The sequence below is a fragment of the Gemmobacter aquatilis genome (genome assembly GCF_900110025.1).
Taxonomy (GTDB): domain Bacteria; phylum Pseudomonadota; class Alphaproteobacteria; order Rhodobacterales; family Rhodobacteraceae; genus Gemmobacter; species Gemmobacter aquatilis.
Genome location: NZ_FOCE01000006.1, coordinates 1 through 23,165 on the forward strand (window position 1 = coordinate 1; position 23,165 = coordinate 23,165).

Below are 23,165 nucleotides of genomic sequence, written 5' to 3' on the forward strand. Positions count from 1 at the left end.
TGCCGTTCAGCGCCTCGGGCGGGGCGTTGCTGTTCCACCTCTTGAGCAAGCTCTACGAACGCACAAGCGTCATCATCACTACAAACCTCAGCTTCAGCGAATGGGCAACCGTATTCGGCGACGCCAAGATGACCACCGCCCTGCTTGATCGTCTTACCCACCGCTGCCACATCCTTGAGACCGGAAACGACAGCTTCCGCTTCAAGGCAAGCTCAGCAGTAGCCAAAACGAAAAGGGAGGCCACGCATGCCTTGACCCCAGCATAACCCGCAGAACATAACCTTCAGGCGGGTCAATTCTCGATGAAAACCCCGGGTCACTTCTGGGTGGAAATCAACACACACGGTTATTATCGGCGAGAACTTCCATGTGCTCGAGGCGCTGACTTACACCCATCGCGGCAAGATCGACGCCATCTACATCGACCCGCCGTACAATTCAGGTGCCAGCGACTGGAAATACAACAACGACTACGTTGAGAAAGACGACCTGTACCGACATTCAAAATGGCTTGCGATGATGGAGCGGCGCTTAAAGGTCGCAGGTGAACTTCTGAACCCACAGAATAGCGTCCTCGTTGTTGCTATCGACGACAAGGAGTTTTCGAGGCTTGCCTTACTTCTCGAGCAGGTTTTTCCCGAGGCAAGACAGGAAATGATCACTTCAGTGATCAACCCTCGTGGGAAGTACCGTCAGGGCGAATTCGCGCGGTGCGAGGAATATCTCTTCTTCCTATCCTTTGGCTCGGCAAAGGCTCTTGGTGAGCCGGACGACGATTTTGGCGCCGGGGCGACGGTCAGTTGGAGAACACTGCGCCGCAGTGATCTTTCGTCTGCGAGAGGTACAAAGAAGGGCGGAACGGGGCAGTTCTATCCGATCTACATAAACAGCTCAGGAAAGATCGAGAAGGTCGGTGATCCGTTGGAGCACGGGGTCGAACGATCATTAGCACCATCTTTGCCGAACTGCGTTGCGGTTTTTCCGATTAGAGACGACGGCACCGAGATGAACTGGGGCCTTACTGCCCCATCGCTGAATGACTTGCTGGCAAAGGGGTATGTGCGAGTTGGCAGGGCGACCCCCGACAAGCCGCAAAAATACGAGATCTCGTATCTGACTTCGGGACGCATCGCTGACATTGAAACTGGAAGAGCCAAGGTCTTTGGGCGCGGGAAAGACGGCAGCGTGATCGCGAGATACGAGTCAAGCAAGATCAAAATGCCGGTATCAACGTGGGCACGGCCATCACACAATGCAGAGATTTGTGGAACAGACCTCCTCAAGAGCTTGATCGGAGAACGAGCCTTTCCATTTCCCAAGAGCCTGTTCGCTGTGGAGGATTGTCTGCGCCTCTTTATCGCCGACAAACCCCAAGCCACCATCCTCGACTTCTTCTCCGGCTCCGGCACGACCGCCCATGCCGTCATGCGGCTGAACCGTCAAGATGGCGGGCGGCGGCAGTGCATCTCGGTCACCAACAACGAAGTGGAGGCCGACGAACAGGCGGCCCTGCGCAAGGCGGGCCTGCGTCCGGGTGACACGGACTGGGAGAAGTGGGGCATCTGCGACTACATCACCAAGCCGCGGATCGCCGCCGCCATCACCGGCAAGACGCCAGAGGGAAAGGACATCGCTGGCGACTACAAGTTCACCGACGAATTCCCGATGGCCGAGGGGTTCGAGGAGAACGCCGAGTTCTTCACGCTGACCTACGAATCCCATATCGCCGTCGGCGCGAACTTCGCCTTCCAGCGCATCGCCCCCCTGCTGTGGATGCGGGCGGGGTCGGAGGGGCGCCGGATCGACGAGCTGCCCGCCAATGGATGGGCTGTGGCCGATACCTATGGGCTTCTGGTCGACCTGGACCGCGCAGGCGCCTTCTGCGACGCCGTAGCCGCGCAGGGTGGCCTATGTGGTGACCGACGACGACCGCCGTTTCCAGGCGGTGGCCCGCGCGCTGCCGGACGGGGTCGAGCCGGTAAGGCTCTACGAGTCCTACCTTTCCAATTTTCGCTTTTCGATGGGCCGCTGAGCCATGAAGTTTACCCTCAAGGACTATCAGGAAGAGGCCGTCGGCAAGGTTCTGGTGAACCTCAAGAAGGCGTCGAAGCGCTGGCGCGAGGACGGGGACAAGCACGCCTTCTCGCTGACGGCGACCACGGGCGCGGGCAAGACCGTCATGGCGGCGGCAGTATTCGAGGCGCTGTTCCACGGTGACGACAATTACGACATCGAGCCCGATCCGGGTGCCGTGGTGATCTGGTTCAGCGACGATCCGTCGCTCAACGAACAGTCGCGGTACCGGCTGCTCGAAGCATCGGACCGGCTGTCGATCTCGGACCTGGTGGTTGTGCAGAACACCTTTCAGCGCGAGGCGCTGGAACCGGGCAAGATCTATTTCCTGAACACGCAGAAGCTGAGCAAATCGAGCCTTCTCGTGCGCGGGCGCGATCAGGACGAACATGCAAACCCGGACGCGCCGCCTCTGCCGATGCCGGACAGCCGCTCCTGGACGATCTGGGACACGATCCAGAACACGATCGACGATCCGGCCCTGACGCTTTACCTCGTGCTGGACGAGGCGCATCGCGGCATGCGCGCGAGCACAGGTGCGGGCGAGAAAACCACCATCGTCAAGCGCCTGATCAACGGTTCGGGGTCTGTGCCCGGCATTCCCGTGGTCTGGGGCATCTCCGCTACGGTCGAGCGGTTCAACGCGGCCATGTCCGACATGCAGGGACGCGCAACGCTGCCCAACGTCGTCGTGGATTCGGGAAAGGTGCAGGCATCAGGTCTGCTAAAGGACACCATCATCCTCGACGTGCCTAAGGAGGCCGGGCAGTTCGATACCGTGCTGGTGCGGCGTGGCACCGACAAGCTGAAGGAAATCTCTGCCGCATGGGCAGCATATGGCGCACAGCAGAGCGATGCCGGTGTGGTGCTGCCGCTGATGGTGCTGCAGGTGCCGAATGCGCCGGATCACAATGACATCGGCAAGGCTCTGGACACGATCTTCACCCAGTGGCCGGAGTTGCCCGAAGATGCGGTGGCGCACGTCTTTGGCGAACACTCGACTCAGACCTTCGGACGCCACAGCGTGCCCTACATCTCACCCGAACGGGTGCAGGACTCGACATGGGTCCGGGTTCTGATCGCGAAGGACGCCATCAGTACGGGTTGGGACTGCCCACGCGCCGAAGTCATGGTCTCGTTCCGGCCTGCACGGGACAAGACGCACATCACGCAGCTTCTCGGGCGGATGGTGCGCACTCCGCTTGCGCGCCGGATCCCAGGCAATGACCGATTGAACTCGGTGGACTGCCTTCTGCCGTTCTTCGACGAGGCATCGGTCAAGGACGTCGCCAAGGCGCTGATGTCAGGCGGGGATGGAGGCGACGATCTCCCCGGCCGCCGCGTGTTGATCAACCCGGTGGAACTGAAGCCTAACCCGGCAATCCCCGAGGGTGTCTGGGACAAGCTGCTTGCACTTCCGTCACAGACACTGCCGAAGCGGCATGCGCGCCCTGTAAAGCGGCTGACTTCTCTCGCACACGAGCTGGCGGTCGATGGCCTGCTGGCAGATGCGGGGAAGCTGGCCCATTCAGAAATGCACAAAGTGCTGAACGGCATCCGCGCGCGCTACAAGACCGAAATTGAGGCCGCCCGAAAATCTGTCATGACAGTCGAGGGCAAGAGCCTGAAAGCCGACCTGAAGGGCGGCGCGATGACCTTCGACGACTTTCTAGAAGAGGCTGACTACGCCGTCATCGAGGACGCCTACCGCCGTGCCGGTCGGGCGATCAGCCCCGATCTTGCAACGACATACAGCGATTACCTCGCTCGGCTCGAAGGCAAAACCGACGACATGGAAACGGCGCTCATGGAGGCGCATGTCAGTATCGCAGCCTTGGGCCTGGTCCCACAGGTTCGTGAAACGCTCGAGGCTGAAGCCGAGAAGCTCGCCAATCAGTGGCTCACCCGGTTCCGCGTCGAGATCAAGGATCTGTCCGACGAACGCCAGGACGTCTATCGCCAGATCAGAGAGATGAGCGCCAATCCGATGGATGTGGACCTTGCTCGCCCGACATCATGGATGCAGGCGACCACAATCCGCGAGGCGAACGGCACCGAAACACCCCTCCCGACCTTCGAGAGACATCTTCTCTGTGATGAGCAGGGCCTGTTCCCCGAGGATTTCAATTCCTGGGAGGGCGAAGTGGTCCGAGCTGAGCTTGGGCGTTCAGGCACCGTCGCATGGTATCGTAACCCGTCGCGCGCCAGCCAGGACTCGCTTGGGATCATCTATGACGATGGCGGGGAGCCGAAGATTGTGCGGCCAGACTTCGTGTTTTTTGGTCAACAAGGCGACGGCACATTCACGGCAGACATCGTTGATCCGCACGGCATCCAGTTCGGTGATGCCATCCCAAAGTTGAAGGGCCTTGCCCAGTATGCAGAACGCTTCGGCGACCAGTATAGACGGATAGATGCGGTCGCGAAGATCGGCGATACATTCAGGGTCCTTGACCTGAAGGAAGCGGCAACGCGTGCAGCAGTCTTGGCTGCCGCATCCATCAAGGCGCTATATGAGGGGGCGCATGCGTCGGACTACTTGGTCTGAGCCGTTCTTTTTTTCGATTTGAGCGGCGCGCGGCAGGCGTGTGCCATTCCAAAGGTTAAGTGTCAGCGCGGGCGCAATATATCACAAAAACGGACACTTACACGGCATAACCGGAAAGTGTCCGGTTAACAGGTCCGGAGAATATCGGCCCGGAGAGAACGCCCGTGCACCTTTCCGGGCGTGGGCCGGTTAAGAGCCCCTCCCGCATAACCCCCGAAAACAACGGAAAAATCCGGCCGCAGCAGGATCGGGAGAACACTTTCGCTGGGGCAAGTGGCGGAGCCGAAGGGTGTGCCAGACATGAGTGAAATCAATCACTTGCGCTGTCAAACGGCACAAAACCGTTCCGTTGTTTTCCAAGGGATTTTCTGGCGTTTGTCAAACCGCCTGCGGGGCCTCAGTGAGAGGACGCGCAAATGGAACTGCGACACGACGATTTCGACGAGATGCTGGGTGGCCCTGAAAAAGTAAGAGCCGCTGCGGCTGGTCCCCGCAACGGCTCTGAATTCAAACAGGAAAGCATTCCTACCGAAAAAGATACCGCAGCATCGCCTGTTGCGCAAGAAGCGGATGATTTCGACGATCTGTTGGGCGCAGCCCCGGTTTTTTGCCCTGATGCACCGATCTGGACGGCGTGGCGCGAAGAGTCGCGTGGCGGGCGCGTCACGAAAGTGCCCTATCGCACGACTGTCGATAATTCGGCGTCCGATGACCCATCAACATGGATCACGCGCGCCGAAGCCCGAAATGTAGCCGCACGTCTGAAGACTGACGGGCGTAAAGGCACTGGGGTGTTCCTTGGCGGTGACACTGATCTTCTCTTGGGCGGCGTTGACCTCGACTCCTGCTATGATCCCGTTACGCGCGTGTTGGAGCCGTGGGCGCAGGCTGTCGTTGACCGCTTTGCGTCCTATGCTGAGGTCAGCCCCAGCGGGCAAGGCGTGAAAGTGTTCTTCCACTACCGCGCCGACGATCTGGAACCGCTGCGGACAGTAATGAAAACCAAATGGTCTAAGGTTTGGTCGCGCGGCACCCATCTGGAAATCGCGCTACATCTGGGCGGGCGCTATTTCGCGGTTACGGATCTACGCTTTGCCGGTAGCCCTTGCGCGGTGACTGTCGTTGATCGCGCCACCCTGCTTTGGCTGATTGAGGATGCAGGCCCCGCATTCAAGGGTGCGAAGGGTAAGGCAGATGGTGACGACAAGGGCCGCGACGAGTCACGTTCAGGTCGCGCATTCAAGGTGGCCGGTGACTGCCGCCGCGCGGGTATGGATCTGACCGGCTATCGCGCGGAATTGGGTAAAGATCCCGACCTTGCGGAATGGGCGAAGGATGCGCGGCAGGTGAAGCGCGCATGGGAACGGACGCGTCCGACTGACACCACAGAAGATGACTTTGAGGATCTGGGCGTTGACCTGATGGGCTTCGCTATGACCGAAGACGGCGTAGCACGGGCGTTCACAGAGGTTCACGCAGACCGCCTGCGCTTCTGCCATTCGTCAGGCCGCTGGCATGTTTGGACGGGCACCCACTGGCGGAAGGAAGAGACGCGCCTTGCCTTCAACTGGGCGCGTGAGACGGCGCGCCAGCGCGCCGCCGCTGATCCGTTGTCCAAGGATGCGAAAAACCTTGCAAAAGCTGCCTTTGCATCTGCCGTTGAACGATTTGCCCAAGCTGATCGCGCATTCGCCGCCACGGCTGACGCATGGGATTCCGACCATTGGCTCTTGGGAACACCTGGCGGCACCGTTGATCTCCGCACGGGTGCGCTGCGGGACTCCCGGCAAGAGGAAATGATCACAAAGACAACGGCAGCGGCACCTATTCCGCTGGATTCGTTCGACGCATTGCGGGATTGCCCCCGCTGGCTGGCCTTCCTCGATTTCGCCACGGGCGGCGATGCCGAAGCGATCCGCTTCCTGCAACAGTGGTTCGGCTACTCTCTGACTGGCGACACGCGGGAAGAGGCGCTGCTTTTTGTGCATGGTATCGGCGGTAGCGGCAAATCCACCGCGATCAACACCATGGCCGCGCTGCTGGGCGATTACGCCACTGCGGTTGATACAGAGACAATTACAGCCCAGAAGCACGGGCGACATTCCACCGAAATCGCCCGCTTGCATGGCGCGCGCATGGCCTATGCAAGTGAGACGGAGGCGGGCCGCGCTTGGGCTGAGAACCGTATCAAGCAGTTGACGGGCGGCGATACCATGACCGCGCGATTCATGCGGCAGGATGATTTCGAATTTAAGCCACAACTGAAGCTGGTTGTCGTCGGGAACAACAAGCCAGCCTTCGCAAATGTAGATGGCGCGATCAAACGCCGCTTCAACGTGATGCCCTTTGACCAGAAGCCCGACCAGCCTGACCATGGCCTGAAGGATGCCTTACGTGAAGAGTTTTCGGGCATCCTGTCATGGGCAACTCAGGGTTGTCTGGATTGGCAGCGCAATGGGCTGATCCGGCCCGCGATCATGCGCGAAACGACCGCCGAATACTTAGACGAAATGGACACCTTCACTAACTGGATTGGAGATCGGTGCGAGACTGGCGCGCGATATGCCGCCACGACCGAAGACCTGTTTGACTCGTGGTCATGGTATGCGCGCCAGAATGGCGAAGAGCCGGGGAACAAGCGTGGTGACTTCCCGCAGCGGATGCGAGAGCGCGGCTTTGTTCCTGTCAATCGTGCTGCCGGTATTCGTGGCAGGGGATGGAAGGGCCTGCGCATCGCCCCCCAGCCTGATCACAGCGACAATTTCGACGACCTTGGACACTCCCAAGTGACGGAGGGTGAGAAGTGCGTAACCCACTGAAATCAAACAAAGCGAACAGATTGAGTCACATCTGGTCACATCCATTCCGCATGAACGCTCTTACGCACGCGTATGCGCGCGCGTGCATAGGGCAACTAACCGGAACCGATGTGACTAGATGTGACTCGGTTCCTTCCCGCCGCCACCGCCTTGCGGGGTCCGCTGAGCCGCATGGTATTTCTCTTCACAAGATTTTTCGGAATCGGGAATCCTGCGATGTATGATGATTTCGACGATTTGCTCGGCACAACCGCGCACGAAAACACACCTGCCCCCCTGCCGATTGAAATGGACGAAAGAGGCATGGCGGCGCTGATGCGGCTTTCTCTGTCGCAAGTTCGCACCAAAGCACGGGAAGGCTTGTTCGTTCGCAGCGGACGCGGGCGCTATGATGTGGCCGAAAGCCTTGGGCGCTATATCGAGCATCTGCGCTCTGTCGCTTCCCGCTCTGGGGGGCGACCGTCTGCTGTCGGTGATGCTGACGACCTACGGGCCGAAAAGCTGCGGCTCACCCGCGCTCAGGCCGACAAGGAGGAAACCCGCGTCGCCCGTGAGCGTGGCGAACTGGTGCCCGCCGATGCCGTCACCCGTGAATGGGCATCCCTGCTGCGCGATCTGCGCAATGCGCTGCTGGCAGTGCCTTCCCGCTGTGGCGCAACGCTGGGGCATCTGACCGCCACCGACATTGCGACGATAGACCACGAGATCCGCACAGCCTTGGAAGGTGTAGCCCATGGGAATTGAGATTGTCCGCCGCAATGCCCTGAAAGCCCTGCTACCCCCCGCCAATGTGCCCCTTGCCGATTGGATCGAGTCCACGATCTACATTCCCGCCAGCGCGTCAGCCTTGCCAGGCAGAATGCAGCTTTGGCCGTTCCAGCGCGGCTGGTGCGAGGCAATCGAAAATCCCGAGATCGAACGTATTACAATTCTGAAAGGAGCAAGGATCGGTTACACGCAATGGCTCAGCGCCACGATTGCGCATTTTGTGGCAAACGCCCCCGCTCCGATCATCGCATTGCAACCCACTGCCGACGATGCAAGGGATTTCAGCGTTGAACTGGAAGGCCTCTTCGAAGCCTCGCCCGATCTGCGCGGACTCATGTCTGACGATGCGGACGAGTCCGGGCGCAGCACAATGCTGGCGCGGCGCTTTCCGGGCGGCAGTCTCAAATTTCTTGCTGCGAAGTCGCCCCGCAACCTGCGCCGCCATACTGCGCGACTTCTCGCAATGGATGAAATCGACGGATACGAAATCACCCAAGAAGGCGATCCGATCAAACTGGCGGAAATGCGAACCCTTACATTCCAGGACCGCAAAATTTTGGCTGGCTCGACTCCCGTGTTCGATTTCGGGCCGATTTCGCGCCTATATTCCGAAAGCGACAAGCGGGTTTATGAATGCCGCTGCCCGTCATGCGGTGAACTCGGTGAAATCACTTGGGCGTCGATCCAATGGAAAGAAGGCGATCCAGATTCCGCCCATTGGGTTTGCCCTGTCGCGGGCTGTGTCGTGGAAGAGCGGTTCAAGCCGCAGATGGTCGCACAAGGCCGCTGGCGGGCGACTGCGCCCGAGGTGAAGGGTCATGCGGGCTTTGCCGTGAATTGCCTGATCAGCCCGCACCATAACGCCCGATGGGGCAAGCTGGCTGCGGAATTTCTGCTGGCAAAGCGCGCGCCCGAGACGCTGCAAGTGTTCACAAACACCATTTTGGGCCAGCCGTGGAAGGTCGAGGGCGAAGATTTCGACGAACACGAACTTTTCGCCCGGCGTGAACCCTTCAGCTTGGACAAGCTACCGCCCGAAATCCTCTGGCTGACCGCAGGAGTCGACTGTCAGGACGACCGGCTGGAAATCGTCATCATGGGCCACACGGAAACCGATTGGCTGATCCTCGATCACCGCGTTTTCTGGGGGCCAATCGACGGCGAAACCGTCTGGCAGGAGGTGGATTCCCTGCTGAAAGAGACCTGGCAGCACCCGAACGGCGGCACGATCAGGATTGACGCTTGCGCGGTCGACTCGTCTGACGGCGGGCACCTCGAAACCGTCATGGGCTTCTGTCGCCCCCGTTTCGGGCGGCGTGTCGTGCCGATCAAAGGTGTTGCGGGCTTCTCACGCGCGCTTTTCCAGCGTTCCGCGACCAAGGGCCAGCATCTATGGCTTGTGGGTGTCGATGCCGCGAAATCCGCGCTCTTCACCCGCGTTGGGCGTAATCAGGGCATCCGCTTTGGTGAAGCCCTGCCGCCCATCTTCTATGAGCAATTCGCATCTGAGCGGCGCGTGGTGCGCTATGTGCGGGGCAAGCCGGAAGCCCGGTTCGAGCGGATCAAGGGAAAGCGCGCCGAGACACTTGACGCAAGCGTGTATGCGGTGGCCGTGCGCAACCTTATCGGGCAGAGTGTTGACAGGCGGGCCGAGGAACTGGCGAGTCAGGCCGCACCCAAGCGTCCGCCTGTCGTGATTAAAAGCAAATGGCTTGGAGGGTGATTAAAGTGAGCAATTTCAGTGTCGGCGATACTGTGGTTCCGAAAGGACGCATTTCCCCGAGGATGACCGTATCTGAAATCAATGGCGATAAAGCGCTTTGCCGGTGGCTTGATACAAAGCAAACGCAACACAAGGATTGGTTTTCGTTTGCTGAAATTTCGCCGCCGCCGCCCCCAGTCGGTCCAATGCGCGTCACATTCTAGTAGTAGACGTGGCGGCGGATCGACCATCGCCACTTATTCAAGGTCACTGTTTCCCGATCAGCGCCAGAACTTCAGCGAACTGATCGGGAGAAATCTTCCCCACAAATGAGCCTTTTGCCCCGATAATCTTGAACTCAATGCCCGTTTGTGCAGCTTGTTTGAACTGTGCTTCGGTCAGAACAAAGAGACCTTTCTCGGTTGTTATACAACCTCCGGCTCCCCCGCACATTCCAACATCGGTAGTAGTGTTCTTATATGGAAATTTTTTTCCGAAACTCCATACCTCTTGAGGGTGTATCCAGCCGTAATTAGAGATTAGCGTTTCCACGCCATATCCAACATCTCTATTGTAGAAAGCCCGGGCCTTTACGAAGTTCAAAAGGCCTGAGTAGGCATCAACAGTGCGTGAGAATACAACCGTCTGATTTGTATGCTCATCATAGACAACTTGCGGAGTGGTTTCGACACAAGCAGTTAATGCGGTTGCAATGGTGCCAGCCATTAGGAATTTTTTTAGACGCATTTTTTCCTAGTAATTGATCTGTTTCAAAAAGTTTGCGTCTTCCGATGATTCTTGTCGTGTCGCGGCAGACTGCGCTGATAGCATGTGGGCAATCGCACTTCTACGCAATGGCTGTTTGCGTGTCATCGCCGAATCTCGACATAGGGCATAGCGCCGTCCAGCAGCGCGCTCCCCACGCTAGCCGCAGTTGCTGCAGCATCATCGTCGTCAATGTCTGTCACTTCCCGGCTGGATGCATAGAACGGCATGGACATGAACTTGTCGCCATTCCGGCCCACAACAAGGCACGGATGCCAGCCTTCAACTGAGCGCCCACGGAACTGCACAAGGCGTTCCTCTGCCGTGGCAGGCCGTAGCCACCACTGCCGCTCTGGGAAGCGTTTTGCAAAGCGGCGATCAATCTTGGCTGTCATTGGGCGGTCCTCTGTTGTCCTTATATAAAACGACAAGGCCCCCGATCCACTGCCCCCGTAAAAGCCGGCTCGGGCGCGCGCAACCGCCAGGTGTTCGGTGGAGGACGAGACCGCCCGGCAGTGTCTTGGTGGCGGGGCCGATCCGTAGACCGCCCCCGCCCGTTCTTGCCAATCGAACTTTGGTGCAGTCATTGTAGTGGACCCTGGTTGACTTTACAACTCATATTAGAGTAATAGAGGCAAGACCGCCACGGAGTAGCCGACATGACCTTGAAAACCCTTGCCGAGATTGCCGCAGGCTTCGCCCGTATCGACGGAATCTCTGACGAAGATCACCCTGCCTTTGACAAATTCCTGCGCAACCTGACGCAACGCCATTTCCTGCCGCCGACCGAACAAGTCGGGCGGGCATTCCTCTATGATCCCGCCGCCGCTGTCACGATCAGGCTGGCCCAGATCGCCGCTGAATTCGGTCTACCCCGCACCACGATTGACGCTCTAGCGCGTTGGTTGAGTGGTTCAGGTGAGCGCAAGAAGCGCATTTCAGACAGTATGCTGAAAGGCGTGACATACGCCGAAGAGGCGCTTGACCGCGTGACAGCGGGCGAGACCTTTGCCGTCCATGTCATCATGTGCGTTGACCGTTCGGTGATCGTGAAGCCCGACTGGGATCACCCCCGCAGCGAACACGCCGAAAATGCTCTTCGCCTGATCGGCAAAGGCCCGAAAGCGGAAATCGCCCGGTTCAGTCTGCCTGCATCCGCACTGATCGCGGAAATTCTGCCTTTCCTCAAAGGCTGATCCGCATGGGCCTGCTTGACCTTTTCCGCCGCCAGACTGCCCCGGCCCAGACACGCCGCTATGATGCGGCATCTGGTAGCCCGCGCCGGTTCAACGGTGGGGCGAGCCGTTTCGCGGGTTATGGCGCGGAAACGGTGGCGGCAGGCCCCAGCATCCGCAGTCGCGCCCGCCATGCTGCCGAGAACAACAGTCTCGCCGCCAGCGCAATCGGCGCATGGGTGGATGCAGCTATCGGCCCCGGCATAATGCCAACGAGCCAGCACCCTGACCCAGCCGTTCGGGTGATCCTGGACTCCTATTTCGCCAAATGGGCCAAGCGCGCCGATGCGTCGGGAAGGACTGACTTCTGGGGCCTGCAAGCCGCTGCGGTTCGCTCTGAGCGGATCGACGGCGAAAGCATGTTGCTATGGCGCGGTGCCAAGCTGCTGCATCTGCCTGTTGAGCAAATTGCCTATCTAACCACAGACTCGGCGGTTGCCGGGGTTGAACTGGACGACGACGCAGGGGTAACGGGCTATTGGATTCACCCTTCCCGCCCTGATGGCCTGAACGGGCAATACGCACCACCAATCTTTGTGCCCGCCGAAGATGCACTTCACATCTTCCAGCCTTCAGGGCCGGGACAGGTGCGAGGCGTTAGCGCCCTTGCCCCTGTATTGCTGGCATTGTCGGAACTGGACGCAACCGAGGATGCGTTGATCACGCAAACGAAGATTGCCGCCTTGCTGTCGGTGATCCTGACCAATCAGAACGATCTGACGGGCGATGATCCATTGCAGGATGGCCAGGGACTTGAACCGGGCGCGGTTCTTCGCCTTCCGGGAAACTACACAGTCACCACCGTCGCGCCGCAGCAATCGCAACAAGCCGGTGAGTTTCTGGCGCACCTTACCCGGCGTATCGCCGCAGGCGTGGGGGTGCCCGTGCATCTCGTTGATGGGAACCTGAACCAAGCGAACTACAGTTCCTTGCGGGCCGCTCTGGTCTCGTTCCGCCAGCGCATCGAGCGTTATCAGTTTCAATGCCTTGTCCCGGCATTCCTCGATCCTGTTTGGCGGCGTGTCGCAACGCTGGCCGCGCTGGAACATGGCCTCGATGTAAACGACGATCTGTTTGCAGTGGAGCATATCCCGCCAGCCCAACCTTGGGTTGATCCAGCCAAAGATGCGGAAGCCACACTAACCCTGATGGGGGCCGGTCTCATGTCACGCCGTCAGGCCGTGGCAAGCCTTGGCTACAGCATCGAAAAGCTGGACGCGGAAATCGCGGCAGATCGTCAGCGGGAGTCCGCCATGGGCCTCAGCTTCATTCAACAGTCAGTTGAACAAAAGGGCAGTAAAGCATGAACAAACCGCTTCACCGTCTGACCGGAAATCCAGCAAAAGCCACGATCATCACCGCGCCCAAACCGATTGATACCACGGCAGGCGAACGCCATTTCCGCGCCATGCCACGCGTGGGCGATCTGGACGATAAGAGCCGAGAATTCCGGGCTGTGGTCGCCACCTCGACTCCGGTGCGGAGGCGTGACGCCAAAGGGCCATACCTCGAAATCCTCGATCCTATCGGGCTTGAATACCGCGATAGCGACGACTTCCCGTTGCTGACCGATCATCGCCAAGCCGCCCGTGAAACTGTCGGGCGCGCATCCGGCCTTGTGGTCGACGGCCCCAGCGTCAGCGCCACCCTGCGCCTTGGGCAAGCTGACGACATAGAACCGATTTTCCAGCGCGTGAAAGATGGCGTCATTCGCCACGTTTCAGCCGGATACCAAGTTCTCGCATGGCGCGAGACCCGAGACCCTGACGGAACCCGAGTGAAGACGGCAACGCGCTGGCGCTTGCTTGAAATCTCTCTGGTGCCGGTGCCTGCCGACCAAAACGCAATCATTCAACGGAGTGGCGCAATGCCCTTTGACTTTGAAACACGCGCGGCTCTTATCGACACGCTGCGCTCTGCCTGCAATCTGCCCGACACTTGGGGCGACGATTTGGCCGAAGAGGCTGTGACGGAAGAGCAAGTGCGCGAAGCCGCACGGGAAGCGATGCTGACCCGGCAGGCCCCGCAAATCCGCATCCGCCGCGATCACACTGACCCGGCCCAGATCCAGACCCGCGCTGCCGATGCTCTGGCCTTCCGCATGGCGGGCGGTGATCTGCCCGAGGCCAGCCGCGAATTCGTCAACATGTCGATGCGCGATCTTGCCGCCGATTGTCTGACCCGTTCCGGCGTTTCCGTTCGCGGCATGTCGGCGGATGAGGTGTTCAGCCGCGCACATGGCACCTCTGATTTCCCGCTGCTTGTCAGCAACGCCATGGGCAAGGTCGCCGCTCAGGCATACCAAGCCGCCGAAAGCCCGCTGAAGGCTCTGGCGCGTCAGCGGACGCTGCCGAACTTCAAAGAGTCCACCTCGATCCGCCTGGGCGAGATGGGGCGGCTTCAGGAGATGACCGAACACGGCGAATTCAAGCATACCAGCCGCGCCGAAGCTGGCGAGAGCATGGCGCTGAAAACCTTCGGTCGCGCAATCAACGTCAGCCGGAAGCTGCTGATCGACGATGATCTGGGCCTGCTGGGCGATATGACTGCCGCCATGGGTCAGGCTGCCGCCCAGACCGAAGCTGAAGAAATGGTGGCCCTGCTGTCGGGCAACTCCGTTCTCTCGGACGGCAATCCCGTCTTCCACGCATCGCGTGGCAACCTCGCCACGGGCGCGCCCTCTGAACTGGACGAAGGCGCACTGTCGGCAGCGCGTCAGCACATGCGCACCGTGAAGGGGCTGGACGGGAAAACGATCATCGACGCCAAACCGAAATTCCTGATCGTCGGGCCGGAACTCGAAACCCGCGCCGAAAAGCTGCTGGCCTCGATCTACGCCACCACGACCGACGATGTAGCCGCTTTCGCGGGCAAGCTGTCGCATGTCGTGGAACCGCGCCTTGCCGGTCCAGTCTGGTATCTGCTGGCTGATCCCGCCCGCGTGGCCTCTCTGCAATACGGCTATCTGTCGGCGGCTCAGGGCGTCCAGATCCAGCGACAGGAGGCTTGGGATACGCTGGGCCTGAAGTATCGCGCATGGCTGGACTTCGGCTGCGGCTGGCTTGACTGGCGCGGCGCTTACCGTGCGGCAGGCGCGTGATGACCAGCGTCACCAAACTGCGGGAATACCGTGACCAGCTACAGGATGCCCGCTTCTCGGGCGTTCGCACCTTCCGCGACTCCAATGGTGAGGAAGTCACCTATCGGTCGCAAGGCGAGATCGAGCGGGCCATTGCCGCGATCGACTCGGAAATCCGCGCCCTGTCGCAGAAGCGCATGGGCCTTGTTTACCTGCAAACCTCGAAAGGCTTGTGAGATGAAAAACTATATCCAGAAGGGCGACACGCTCACCATTCCGGCCCCGGCGGCTGTCGCTTCCGGCTTCCCGGTGATCGCGGGCGCAATTGTCGGCATTGCATCGGGTGGCGCTGCCAGCGGTGCCCCCGTCGATGTGGCAACCGTGGGCGTGTTCGAACTGCCCAAGGTGGCTGCCGATAACTTCGTAGTCGGTGCCGCCGTCTATTGGGATGTTACTGCTGAACTGGCGACCAGCACCGCGACCGACAACACCAAACTGGGCGTGGCTGTCGCCACCGCTGCCGCCTCGACCGCTTCCGTCAATGTCCGCCTGAGCGGCTTCTAAGGAGGGCATCACCATGGCGAAGATGTTCGCAAAGACACAGATCATCATGCCGGATGATACGGTGATCCCCCGTGGCAAGGTATTCGACGCCACGCCGTTGCAGGCCAAGCAGTTCGATCACCTGAACGCAGCCCGGGCTGCAACAGAAGCCGAGATTGGGAAGGCTACTGCGGCTGAAGCTGCAAAGAACGGTCAAGCCTGATCAGATGCAGACTCAAGTTCGCCCCTCTTCACCGATTGCACCGCCGACTCGGCGCGGGCTGTCGCGCGGAGAGGCGGCGGCTTACATCGGAGTCAGCCCTTCGACCTTCGACAAGATGGTGCAATCTGGCGAAATGCCCGGCCCAAAGCGCGTGTATGCCCGGACAATCTGGGATGTGCGCGCTTTGGATCTGGCGTTTGATGCCCTTCCGGGTGACGATTCAGCCCCCGAAACCAATGACTGGGACTGAAAGGATGAAACTCTTACGCAAACCGCCCCGATACTGTCAGGGCTTCGAAGATCGTCACGGCACCTTCCGCTGGTATTACCGCCGCCCTGGCTTCCCCCGAAGCGCGCTTCCCGGCCTGCCATGGACGCCTGAATTTATGGCGGCATATGAGAAAGCCGCCAATGGCGAGAAGCTGGAAATCGGCGTGAAACAAACCATTGCGGGCAGTGTATCCGCGCTTGTGGTCAGCTACTACAAGACCAGCGATTTCACCGGCCTGAGCGACTCCACCAAGACGACATATCGCGGCATCATCGAACGCTTCCGGGCAGAACATGGTGACAAGAGAGTCGCCCATCTGGAACGCAAGCACCTGCAAAAGCTTGTCAGCGACAAGGCGGCAACGCCCGCCGCTGCGAACAATATGCTGCGCATGGTGCATCTGCTGATGCGTCACGCTGTCGAATTGGGCTGGCGCGGTGACGATCCGACGCAAGGCGTTCGCAAGGTGAAGAACAAGACGGCGGGCTTTCTCACATGGGAAGAGGATCACATTGCCACCTTTGAAGAACACCACAAGCCGGGCACCCGCGCGCATCTGGCGCTTATGCTTCTGCTCTACACAGGGCAGCGGCGCAGCGACGTGGTGCGCATGGGGCGGCAGCATGTCCGCAAAGGCATTCTGTCGATCACGCAACAGAAGACGGGGCAGGACGTTCATATCCCGTTGCATGATGATCTACGGGCAGTTCTCGACGCGCTGCCCCTCGATAATCTGAGTTTCCTAATGACCGCTCAGGGGCGACCCTTTACCCCACCCGGATTCACGAACTGGTTCCGCGACATGGTGCGCGACGCTGGCTTGCCGGATGGGCTGTCACCGCATGGGCTGCGCAAGGCGACTTGCCGCAGGCTGGCGGAAGCGGGCTGCACACCGCACCAAATTATGGCTATCTCGGGCCATAAGTCGCTTGCCGAAGTGACCCGTTACACGGTCGCGGCAGGCCGAAAAGACCTCGCTGCGCAGGCAATGCTTGCGCTCGGGAAGAAAGAAGGGTGACTATCAACTGTCAAACCTTCTAAGATAGTTTGACAAACCGCCTCGCAAGCGGCTGACAAATAAGAGAAATTTTAAGGTAATGGCGGAGCCGAAGGGATTCGAACCCTCGAGACGGTTCCCCGTCTGCACCCTTAGCAGGGGTGTGCCTTCGACCACTCGGCCACAGCTCCGTTGGGGGGTTTAGCCAAGGGCGGGCGGTTCGACAAGGGTAAATCGTGCACATTTTGTTTGCCTACCACGCTGTGGCTCTGCACCTCAGCAATATCACCGTGGAAGAGGCCAATCGGGTAACACATGAACTTTGAACTGCGGGAAGATGCCAGAGGCCGCAGCTGCTGAGCAGGGTGGCGCATCATGAGCAAAGCTGCGAACAGGTTGAACCGCGCCGGGTTTGCCGGAGGCTTATTTCGGTTGGTTACGCGGCCATGTCTTCAGTTTCCAGAGCGGCGTAGAAGTCTGCCTCTGCTTCCGCCGGAGGGATATTCCCGATCGGCTTGAGGAGGCCGCGGTTGTTGAACCAGTCCACCCATTCGAGGGTTGCCTATTCCACGGCTTCGAAGCTCTCGGCGGTGGATGACCTCTGCCTTGAACAAGCCATTGATCGTCTCTGCGAGAGCGTTGTCGCAACTGTCTCCGACGCTGCCAACCGAGGGCTCGATCCCGGCTTCCGCCAAGCGCTCAGTGTAACGAATGGACAGGTATTGCGAGCCCTGTCGCTCTGGTGGACCAGACCCATGCCCTTTCCCGGAGGGCGATCATGCACTGCCTGTTCCAGGGCATCGAGCACGAACCCTGCATGGGCCGAGGTGCTGAACCGCCTGCCTACGATCCGTCGAGCATAGGCGTCGATGACGAAGGCGACAGAGACGAACCCCTTCCAGGTGGCGACAGAGGTGAAATCCGACACCCACAGCATGTTCGGTGTCGGAACGCGGAACTGACGGCTCACCTTGTCCAGCGGACAGGGAGCTTTCTTGTCCGGTACGGCTTGCTGCGGATAATGCCCGGAATCCCCATGCTCTTCATCAGCCCTGCCACCGTGCATCGCACGACATATAAGCCCTCGCGGCCAAGCTGCCGCCAGATCTTCCGGACGCCATAAACCCGCCAGTTCTCTTCAAAAACCCGAAGGATCTCGGGGCGCAGAGCCTTATCCCGGCGGGCGCGGTCTGACCGCCGCGACGGATCGGCTCGCATGGCCAGATGATCATAACAGGTGGACGGGCGATCGGCAGAACCGCGCAGATCGGCTCGACCCCGTGCGCATCACGATGCGCATCGATGAAACCCACCATCACTTCGACCGGCGGTCGAGCTCCGCCATCGCAAAATATGCGCGGGCCTGGCGAAGGATCTCGTTTGCCTGGCGCAACTCGCGGTTCTCGCGTTCCAAAGCCTTCATGCAGCCGGCCATCTCGGTCGGGATGCCCGCACGCTTGCCACTTTCGACCTCGGCCTTCTTCACTCACTCGTTCAGGGTATGGCCGAACAGCCAATCTTCGCCGCAATCAACACGACCGACTGCCAACGCAAGCCATGCTGCCCCTCATTGTCGAAGACCAGCCGCACCGCACGTTCACGCACTTCAGGGGAAAACTTGTTCGTCGTCTTGCTCATGATGCTCCAGCTTACTCACGACCGAGAGCCTCCGGTAAACCCGGCGCGGTTCAATGCGACAGTCGCTAAAGCGGTCGCAGCCGGTGCTTTCTGCGCAGCGCTGTCGCCCACTTATCTCGAGGCTCACGGCCACGGGCTTGGCGCAATGGCAGATGATGCAAGCGCCGGCGGCTATCGCGTTGCGGCTGGGAAGCAGCCTCGCAAGTGCGATGCGCCTTGCACTCAAGGGCCGGCCTAAGGTGCGACGGTAACGCCATCTGAAATCAGATCGCTTGGGTGCAAGACCACCCTGTCTCCGGCCTCCAGGCCCTCCAGTACCTGCGCGACCTCGTCGTCGCGTTCGCCCAAGGTGATGATCCGCAGGCGGGCGCGGCCGTCCTCTATCACAAAGGTCGCCCAATCCGATCCATCGCGGAACAGCGCCCCGACAGGGATCGACAGGACATCCTGCACGTTCAGAAGCGTGATCCCAACGATGACGCGGTAGCCATGACCAAGGGCCTGCCAGTCTTGCGGATCGCCCGTCAGGCGAAGCAGCACTTCGACCCGCTGTTCATCAATCCCCAGGGCAGAGATGCGTGTCATGGCGGCGGGTTCGACGCGCTCGACCTCGGCTGTGATGTCAGGGCCACCCCAACCGGTGATCCGCGCCGCCGCACCCGGTCGGACGCGCACCGCATCGCGCGACAAAAGATCGACGCGGACCCGAAGATCGCCCGGATCGCCGACTTCGAGGATTGGCGTTCCGGACCCGACAACCTGGTCATCCTCGGTCAGCACCCGCATGATCCGCCCTGACACCGGCGCGGTCAGTTCCACGCAGCAAGCCTCTGTCGCCTCGCGGCCTGCGTCTTTCAGCACCGCTGCGGCGCTGTCGCGCTCACGCTCGCGGACGGTCAGGTTTGCCCGCGCACTCTCCAAGGCAGCCGTGGCGGTATCGCGTTCCAGCAGCGCAATATCCAGAAGATGCTGCGAGATCGCCCCCCGATCAAAGAGAACGGCTGCCCGGTCAGCCTCGCTGATACGGAATGAGAGAGTTGCCGCGGCCTGCGCGACCTGGGACTGCGCCAGTTTGACGGCGGCGTCGGCTGCGGCAAGGCCTGCTGCGGCCACCGCCCGCGACCGCGCATCCAGCAAGGCGGGCGCCACAGGGCCGATCACCGCCACGACCGTTTCGCCCGCCGTGACCGGATCGCCCGCGTGCAGGTCGATCCGTCGCAACTGCCCCGCGATGGGGGCCGAGACGACAAAGACCTCACGGATTTCCGCAACGCCCTCATCTTCAACCGTGACCTTGATGGTGCGGGGAGAAATCGTGGCCAGCTCGACCCCGACCGGCCTTGGCAAAAGGGCCCAGACAGCAAGTCCCAGGATTGCGAGGGCAGCAAGGACAAGGCTTGTGCGAAGCATGGTCATTCCCGTGTTTTCAGAACCTCGATCAGGTCAAGGCGGTTGATCCGCTGCCGCACGGCCAGAGCCGACAGTGCGGCGGCGGTACAGACGACCAGACTGGCTGTGGCATAGACTGCGGGCCCGATGACAAAGGGCACGCGGTAGAGGTCGGAGGAAAAGGCCCCGGCCATGGCTAGGCCCATACCGAAACCGATGGCCCAGCCCAGCGGTTGTGCCAGCAGGACGATGACGGCCAATTCGCTGAACAGGATGGCCGCGACCTCGGCCCGGGTAAAGCCAAGGACCCGCAGACTGGCCAGTTCGCGCCCCTGTTCGGACAGCGAAATGCGGGAAAAGTTGTAAATCACGCCCACAGCGATGATCGCGGCCAACGCAACATAGACGGTGATCATCACAGTGATGTTTTCGGCCAGCGTGGCGCGGAAACGCGCGACGGTCAGCCCCATCACGGCGATGAACCCGGTTTTGGGCGAGGCCGCCGCCGCATCAAAGAATTCCTCCAGCCCGGCCGGGTCGATCAGCAGGTTGACGCCCGAGATCATCTGGCCTCCGCCTGTCGCGCGGTTGAGCGCCCCGATGTCCATTGTAGCACCCAGCCCCACATATCCCACGGATACCCCGCTGACCGGCAGGGTAAGGCTGCGCCGTGCGCCGTCCAGGAATGTGACAGTCACGTTGTCGCCCGGTCGCACCTCCAGCACCTGCGCCAGAGTTTCCGACAGGATCAACCCCGCCTCTGGCATGTCCATGGGCCGCAGGTCGGGGGCAAGGACGCGCGACAGCCTCGGCTCTGCGGGCCGACCGATCACTGTGACCTTCCGCAAGAGGTTGCGGTGGCTGATCTGCGCGGCAGCGGCGCGAAACGGCTCTGCGACCATGACACCGGGCATCTGGCGCGCAGCAAAGACAGCGCGCAGCGGTTCAGGCTGGCCAAAGACCATCTGCACATCCTGCCGTTCGGTGCGAAAGAAGGTGATGTCGATCATCCGTTCGATCGAGCCGAAGGACCAGAGCGAGGCGACGAGGATTGCCACCGACAGGGCCACGCCAAGGATGCCCGACAGCGTGCGCATCGGCCAGCGCATGAGATGCCGCGCCGTCATAATCCTGGTCTGGCGAAAGCCCAGTCGCCGCCACAGCGTGCCGCCCTGCTGCCGGTATTCCGCAGGCGCAGGGGGCGCCATCGCGACGGCAGGCGGCAGGGCCAGCACTGCGCGCACGGCAAACAGTGCGCCCGTGACCGCCGCACCTGCCGTGACAAGGGCGGCCAAGGCATAAATCCTCGGATCGTTGGAAAAGACGAGGAAAGGAAAGGAAAAGAACCGCGCATAAAGCCGGGCCAACCCCGCGCCCATCCATGCCCCCGCCGCAAAGCCGATGGCGATGCCAAGGATGGCGATGGTCAGAACGAATTCCACGTAATGCTGCGCGATCGCTCGGGGGGCATAGCCGATCGCCTTGAACAGGCCGATCTGCTCGCGCTCGAGCGTGACAAGGCGCGATAGGGTCATGTTCACCAGCATCGCCGCGACCAGGAGAAAAATCGGCGGCAGCACATGCACCATCGCGCCTAGCTGCTTGAGTTCCGCATCAAGAAAGGCATGTGATGTCAGGTCGGCGCGGGCCGTGGCACCCGTGCCACCATAGGGCGCGGTCAGGCGGTCCACGTCTGCGATAACCCGCTCGATCGGCGCACCGGGGGCAAGTACCAGCACCAGGTTCGAAAATGCGCCTTCAAGGTCGTAGGCCCCAGCCAGACTTTCCCGTGGCAGCCAGCCGATGCCAAAGCGTCTTGGGTCGGGCATCATCTCTCCCGGACCCAGCGCATAGATGAATTCCGGGGACAGGGCGATTCCGGTGATCATCAGATCGCGCCGCTGGCCATTCATCACGACCGTCAGTGTCGCCCCCGGACTGAGGCGATGAGCGGTTGCAAAGCCCTCGGACACCACCATTTCGCGGGCAGATTGTGGATCGGGCAGCCGCCCCTGCCGCAAGTGCAACCGGTTCAACCCCGCTCCCCCGCCCTCGGGCAGGGAAACGAGCAGGATCGTCCCCGGTTCGACCATTTCGGGCAGGTCCAGAAGGCCCAGCTTCACAATCCGCGCTTCGGCGGCCAGCACCCCGTCGATGGCGCGCACATCGTCCAGCAGGGCGCGGGGCGCGCGGGTCACATCGGCAAAGACATCGGCAAAGCGCGAAGTGTCGTAATAGCGCGCCCGGGTATCCGACAGGGCCGAATAGGCGCCGTTGCCAAGGATCATCGTCGCCACCCCGGCTGCCAGCACCAGCGCGATGGCCAGCGACTGCGGCCAGAGCCGCGCAAGATCGCGCAGAACCTTGCGGCGCAGGGGGGTGATCACCATGACACGTCCGCCGGAGCCTTGCGGCTTGCATTGACGGTTTCCTCGACGATGCGGCCATCGGCAAAGCGCAGCACGCGGTCGGCGATGTCGCGGATCGCGGCATTGTGGGTGATGACAAGGGTGGTGGCACCGATGCGGCGGTTGACCTCGGTCAACACCTCAAGGACACGGATTCCGGTGGCGGAATCGAGCGCACCTGTCGGCTCGTCGCACAACAGAACGTCAGGGTTCTTGGCGATGGCACGGGCAATGGCCACGCGCTGCTGTTCGCCCCCCGAAAGCTGCGCTGGAAAGTGGTCGGCGCGGTCAGTCAGGCCCACCAGCGCCAAGGCAGCCTCGGGCGACATGGGATTGCGGGCAATTTCTGTGACCAGAGCCACGTTTTCGCGCGCGGTCAAGCTGGGAACAAGGTTATAGAACTGAAAGACAAAACCCACATGGTCGCGCCGGTATTGCGTGAGACCGCGCGCATCAAGGGCGGTCAAGCGGTGATCCTTGAACCAGGCTTCACCCGATGTGGCGGTATCAAGCCCGCCCACAATATTCAGGAAGGTCGATTTGCCCGAGCCCGACGGGCCGAGGATCACGATGAATTCGCCACGCGCCGCCTGAAAATCAACGCCACGCAGCGCCTGCACCTCGCCCGCAGCCGAACGGTAGGACTTGGTCAGCCCCTTTGTCCGAAACACGATATCCGGTTCGTTGATCATATTGCTGGTTCCTGC

At 60.8% G+C, this 23,165-nt stretch carries 17 protein-coding genes, 1 tRNA gene, 3 pseudogenes and 1 other annotated feature; of the genes and pseudogenes, 14 read left to right on the plus strand and 7 right to left on the minus strand.

Going from position 1 to position 23,165, the window contains the following annotated elements; genetic code table 11:
* The 6 genes and pseudogenes from BMX43_RS11460 to BMX43_RS11485 form a co-directional block, all read left to right on the plus strand.
* On the plus strand, nt 1-266 hold a 266-nt coding region (locus tag BMX43_RS11460), incomplete at its 5' end, for an ATP-binding protein (RefSeq protein WP_175482096.1).
* Nucleotides 267-369: 103 nt separating this feature from the next.
* Nucleotides 370-1,431, plus strand: a pseudogene (locus tag BMX43_RS20205) (DNA methyltransferase); the annotation flags it as partial.
* A 604-nt stretch (nt 1,432-2,035) separates the two neighbouring features.
* Nucleotides 2,036-4,621: a DEAD/DEAH box helicase gene (locus tag BMX43_RS11470; protein WP_091301499.1), complete on the plus strand. Its 2,586-nt coding sequence runs from the start codon at nt 2,036-2,038 to the stop codon at nt 4,619-4,621.
* 416 nt (nt 4,622-5,037) lie between these two features.
* Nucleotides 5,038-7,440, plus strand: a complete 2,403-nt coding sequence (locus BMX43_RS11475) for a phage/plasmid primase, P4 family (RefSeq protein ID WP_091301501.1) — start codon at nt 5,038-5,040, stop codon at nt 7,438-7,440.
* Between the two features lie 216 nt (nt 7,441-7,656).
* Nucleotides 7,657-8,184, plus strand: coding sequence for a hypothetical protein (locus BMX43_RS11480; RefSeq protein ID WP_091301502.1), 528 nt, complete (start codon nt 7,657-7,659; stop codon nt 8,182-8,184).
* Entirely contained in the window at nt 8,174-9,931 is a 1,758-nt protein-coding gene (locus tag BMX43_RS11485; protein ID WP_091301504.1) for a phage terminase large subunit family protein, read from the plus strand. The genes BMX43_RS11480 and BMX43_RS11485 overlap by 11 nt, the downstream gene beginning before the upstream one ends.
* 246 nt (nt 9,932-10,177) lie before the next feature.
* Here the strand turns inward: BMX43_RS11485 and BMX43_RS19515 are convergent, their stop codons facing one another.
* Together BMX43_RS19515 and BMX43_RS11495 are read right to left on the minus strand one after the other, a co-directional pair.
* Nucleotides 10,178-10,636 (minus strand): hypothetical protein, encoded by a 459-nt coding sequence (locus tag BMX43_RS19515; protein WP_139201574.1) that lies wholly within the window; start codon nt 10,634-10,636, stop codon nt 10,178-10,180.
* A 143-nt stretch (nt 10,637-10,779) separates the two neighbouring features.
* Nucleotides 10,780-11,070: a hypothetical protein gene (locus BMX43_RS11495; RefSeq protein ID WP_091301508.1), complete on the minus strand. Its 291-nt coding sequence runs from the start codon at nt 11,068-11,070 to the stop codon at nt 10,780-10,782.
* Nucleotides 11,071-11,334: 264 nt separating this feature from the next.
* On the opposite strand from BMX43_RS11495, the gene BMX43_RS11500 reads away from it, so the two are divergent.
* From BMX43_RS11500 to BMX43_RS11535, 8 genes and pseudogenes are all read left to right on the plus strand, one after another.
* Nucleotides 11,335-11,871: a hypothetical protein gene (locus BMX43_RS11500; RefSeq protein ID WP_091301510.1), complete on the plus strand. Its 537-nt coding sequence runs from the start codon at nt 11,335-11,337 to the stop codon at nt 11,869-11,871.
* Between the two features lie 5 nt (nt 11,872-11,876).
* The gene (locus tag BMX43_RS11505; protein WP_091301512.1) at nt 11,877-13,217 is read left to right on the plus strand and encodes a phage portal protein; all 1,341 of its coding nucleotides are present in this window, start codon (nt 11,877-11,879) and stop codon (nt 13,215-13,217) included.
* Nucleotides 13,218-13,318: 101 nt separating this feature from the next.
* Nucleotides 13,319-13,705 (plus strand): annotated as a pseudogene (locus BMX43_RS20500) (hypothetical protein); the annotation flags it as partial.
* 72 nt (nt 13,706-13,777) lie between these two features.
* A complete protein-coding gene (locus BMX43_RS11510; RefSeq protein WP_245749454.1) occupies nt 13,778-15,010 on the plus strand; it encodes a phage major capsid protein in 1,233 nt (410 codons plus the stop codon).
* Nucleotides 15,010-15,225, plus strand: coding sequence for a phage head-tail joining protein (locus BMX43_RS11515; RefSeq protein WP_245749455.1), 216 nt, complete (start codon nt 15,010-15,012; stop codon nt 15,223-15,225). Before BMX43_RS11510 ends, BMX43_RS11515 begins: the two co-directional genes overlap by 1 nt.
* A 1-nt stretch (nt 15,226) precedes the next feature.
* Nucleotides 15,227-15,553, plus strand: coding sequence for a DUF2190 family protein (locus BMX43_RS11520; protein ID WP_091301517.1), 327 nt, complete (start codon nt 15,227-15,229; stop codon nt 15,551-15,553).
* Nucleotides 15,554-15,566: 13 nt separating this feature from the next.
* The gene (locus BMX43_RS11525; protein ID WP_091301519.1) at nt 15,567-15,755 is read left to right on the plus strand and encodes a hypothetical protein; all 189 of its coding nucleotides are present in this window, start codon (nt 15,567-15,569) and stop codon (nt 15,753-15,755) included.
* Nucleotides 15,756-16,009: 254 nt separating this feature from the next.
* The gene (locus BMX43_RS11535) at nt 16,010-17,044 is read left to right on the plus strand and encodes a tyrosine-type recombinase/integrase (RefSeq protein WP_175482097.1); all 1,035 of its coding nucleotides are present in this window, start codon (nt 16,010-16,012) and stop codon (nt 17,042-17,044) included.
* An 80-nt stretch (nt 17,045-17,124) separates the two neighbouring features.
* On the opposite strand, the gene BMX43_RS11540 is transcribed toward BMX43_RS11535, so the two are convergent.
* The 5 genes and pseudogenes from BMX43_RS11540 to BMX43_RS11565 all read right to left on the minus strand — a co-directional run bounded on the left by BMX43_RS11540 (nt 17,125) and on the right by BMX43_RS11565 (nt 23,150).
* Nucleotides 17,125-17,214 (minus strand) — tRNA-Ser (locus BMX43_RS11540).
* 245 nt (nt 17,215-17,459) lie between these two features.
* A pseudogene (locus BMX43_RS11545) lies at nt 17,460-18,661 on the minus strand (IS3 family transposase).
* Nucleotides 18,266-18,381 (minus strand) — a sequence feature (AL1L pseudoknot). It overlaps the preceding pseudogene by 116 nt.
* A gap of 234 nt (nt 18,662-18,895) precedes the next feature.
* Nucleotides 18,896-20,077, minus strand: coding sequence for an efflux RND transporter periplasmic adaptor subunit (locus tag BMX43_RS11555; RefSeq protein ID WP_217643955.1), 1,182 nt, complete (start codon nt 20,075-20,077; stop codon nt 18,896-18,898).
* Nucleotides 20,074-22,440: an ABC transporter permease gene (locus tag BMX43_RS11560; protein ID WP_217643956.1), complete on the minus strand. Its 2,367-nt coding sequence runs from the start codon at nt 22,438-22,440 to the stop codon at nt 20,074-20,076. Before BMX43_RS11560 ends, BMX43_RS11555 begins: the two co-directional genes overlap by 4 nt.
* A complete protein-coding gene (locus tag BMX43_RS11565; protein WP_091301852.1) occupies nt 22,434-23,150 on the minus strand; it encodes an ABC transporter ATP-binding protein in 717 nt (238 codons plus the stop codon). Before BMX43_RS11565 ends, BMX43_RS11560 begins: the two co-directional genes overlap by 7 nt.
* Nucleotides 23,151-23,165 lie beyond the last annotated feature (15 nt).

Excerpts from the sequence above, each read along its gene's own strand:
- BMX43_RS11470 (WP_091301499.1), top strand. The coding sequence starts at position 2,036 with ATGAAGTTTACCCTCAAGGACTATCAGGAAGAGGCCGTCGGCAAGGTT.
- BMX43_RS11475 (WP_091301501.1), top strand. The coding sequence starts at position 5,038 with ATGGAACTGCGACACGACGATTTCGACGAGATGCTGGGTGGCCCTGAA.
- BMX43_RS11480 (WP_091301502.1), top strand. The coding sequence starts at position 7,657 with ATGTATGATGATTTCGACGATTTGCTCGGCACAACCGCGCACGAAAAC.
- BMX43_RS11485 (WP_091301504.1), top strand. The coding sequence starts at position 8,174 with ATGGGAATTGAGATTGTCCGCCGCAATGCCCTGAAAGCCCTGCTACCC.
- BMX43_RS19515 (WP_139201574.1), bottom strand. The coding sequence starts at position 10,636 with ATGGCTGGCACCATTGCAACCGCATTAACTGCTTGTGTCGAAACCACT.
- BMX43_RS11495 (WP_091301508.1), bottom strand. The coding sequence starts at position 11,070 with ATGACAGCCAAGATTGATCGCCGCTTTGCAAAACGCTTCCCAGAGCGG.
- BMX43_RS11500 (WP_091301510.1), top strand. The coding sequence starts at position 11,335 with ATGACCTTGAAAACCCTTGCCGAGATTGCCGCAGGCTTCGCCCGTATC.
- BMX43_RS11505 (WP_091301512.1), top strand. The coding sequence starts at position 11,877 with ATGGGCCTGCTTGACCTTTTCCGCCGCCAGACTGCCCCGGCCCAGACA.
- BMX43_RS11510 (WP_245749454.1), top strand. The coding sequence starts at position 13,778 with ATGCCCTTTGACTTTGAAACACGCGCGGCTCTTATCGACACGCTGCGC.
- BMX43_RS11515 (WP_245749455.1), top strand. The coding sequence starts at position 15,010 with ATGACCAGCGTCACCAAACTGCGGGAATACCGTGACCAGCTACAGGAT.
- BMX43_RS11520 (WP_091301517.1), top strand. The coding sequence starts at position 15,227 with ATGAAAAACTATATCCAGAAGGGCGACACGCTCACCATTCCGGCCCCG.
- BMX43_RS11525 (WP_091301519.1), top strand. The coding sequence starts at position 15,567 with ATGGCGAAGATGTTCGCAAAGACACAGATCATCATGCCGGATGATACG.
- BMX43_RS11535 (WP_175482097.1), top strand. The coding sequence starts at position 16,010 with ATGAAACTCTTACGCAAACCGCCCCGATACTGTCAGGGCTTCGAAGAT.
- BMX43_RS11555 (WP_217643955.1), bottom strand. The coding sequence starts at position 20,077 with ATGACCATGCTTCGCACAAGCCTTGTCCTTGCTGCCCTCGCAATCCTG.
- BMX43_RS11560 (WP_217643956.1), bottom strand. The coding sequence starts at position 22,440 with ATGGTGATCACCCCCCTGCGCCGCAAGGTTCTGCGCGATCTTGCGCGG.
- BMX43_RS11565 (WP_091301852.1), bottom strand. The coding sequence starts at position 23,150 with ATGATCAACGAACCGGATATCGTGTTTCGGACAAAGGGGCTGACCAAG.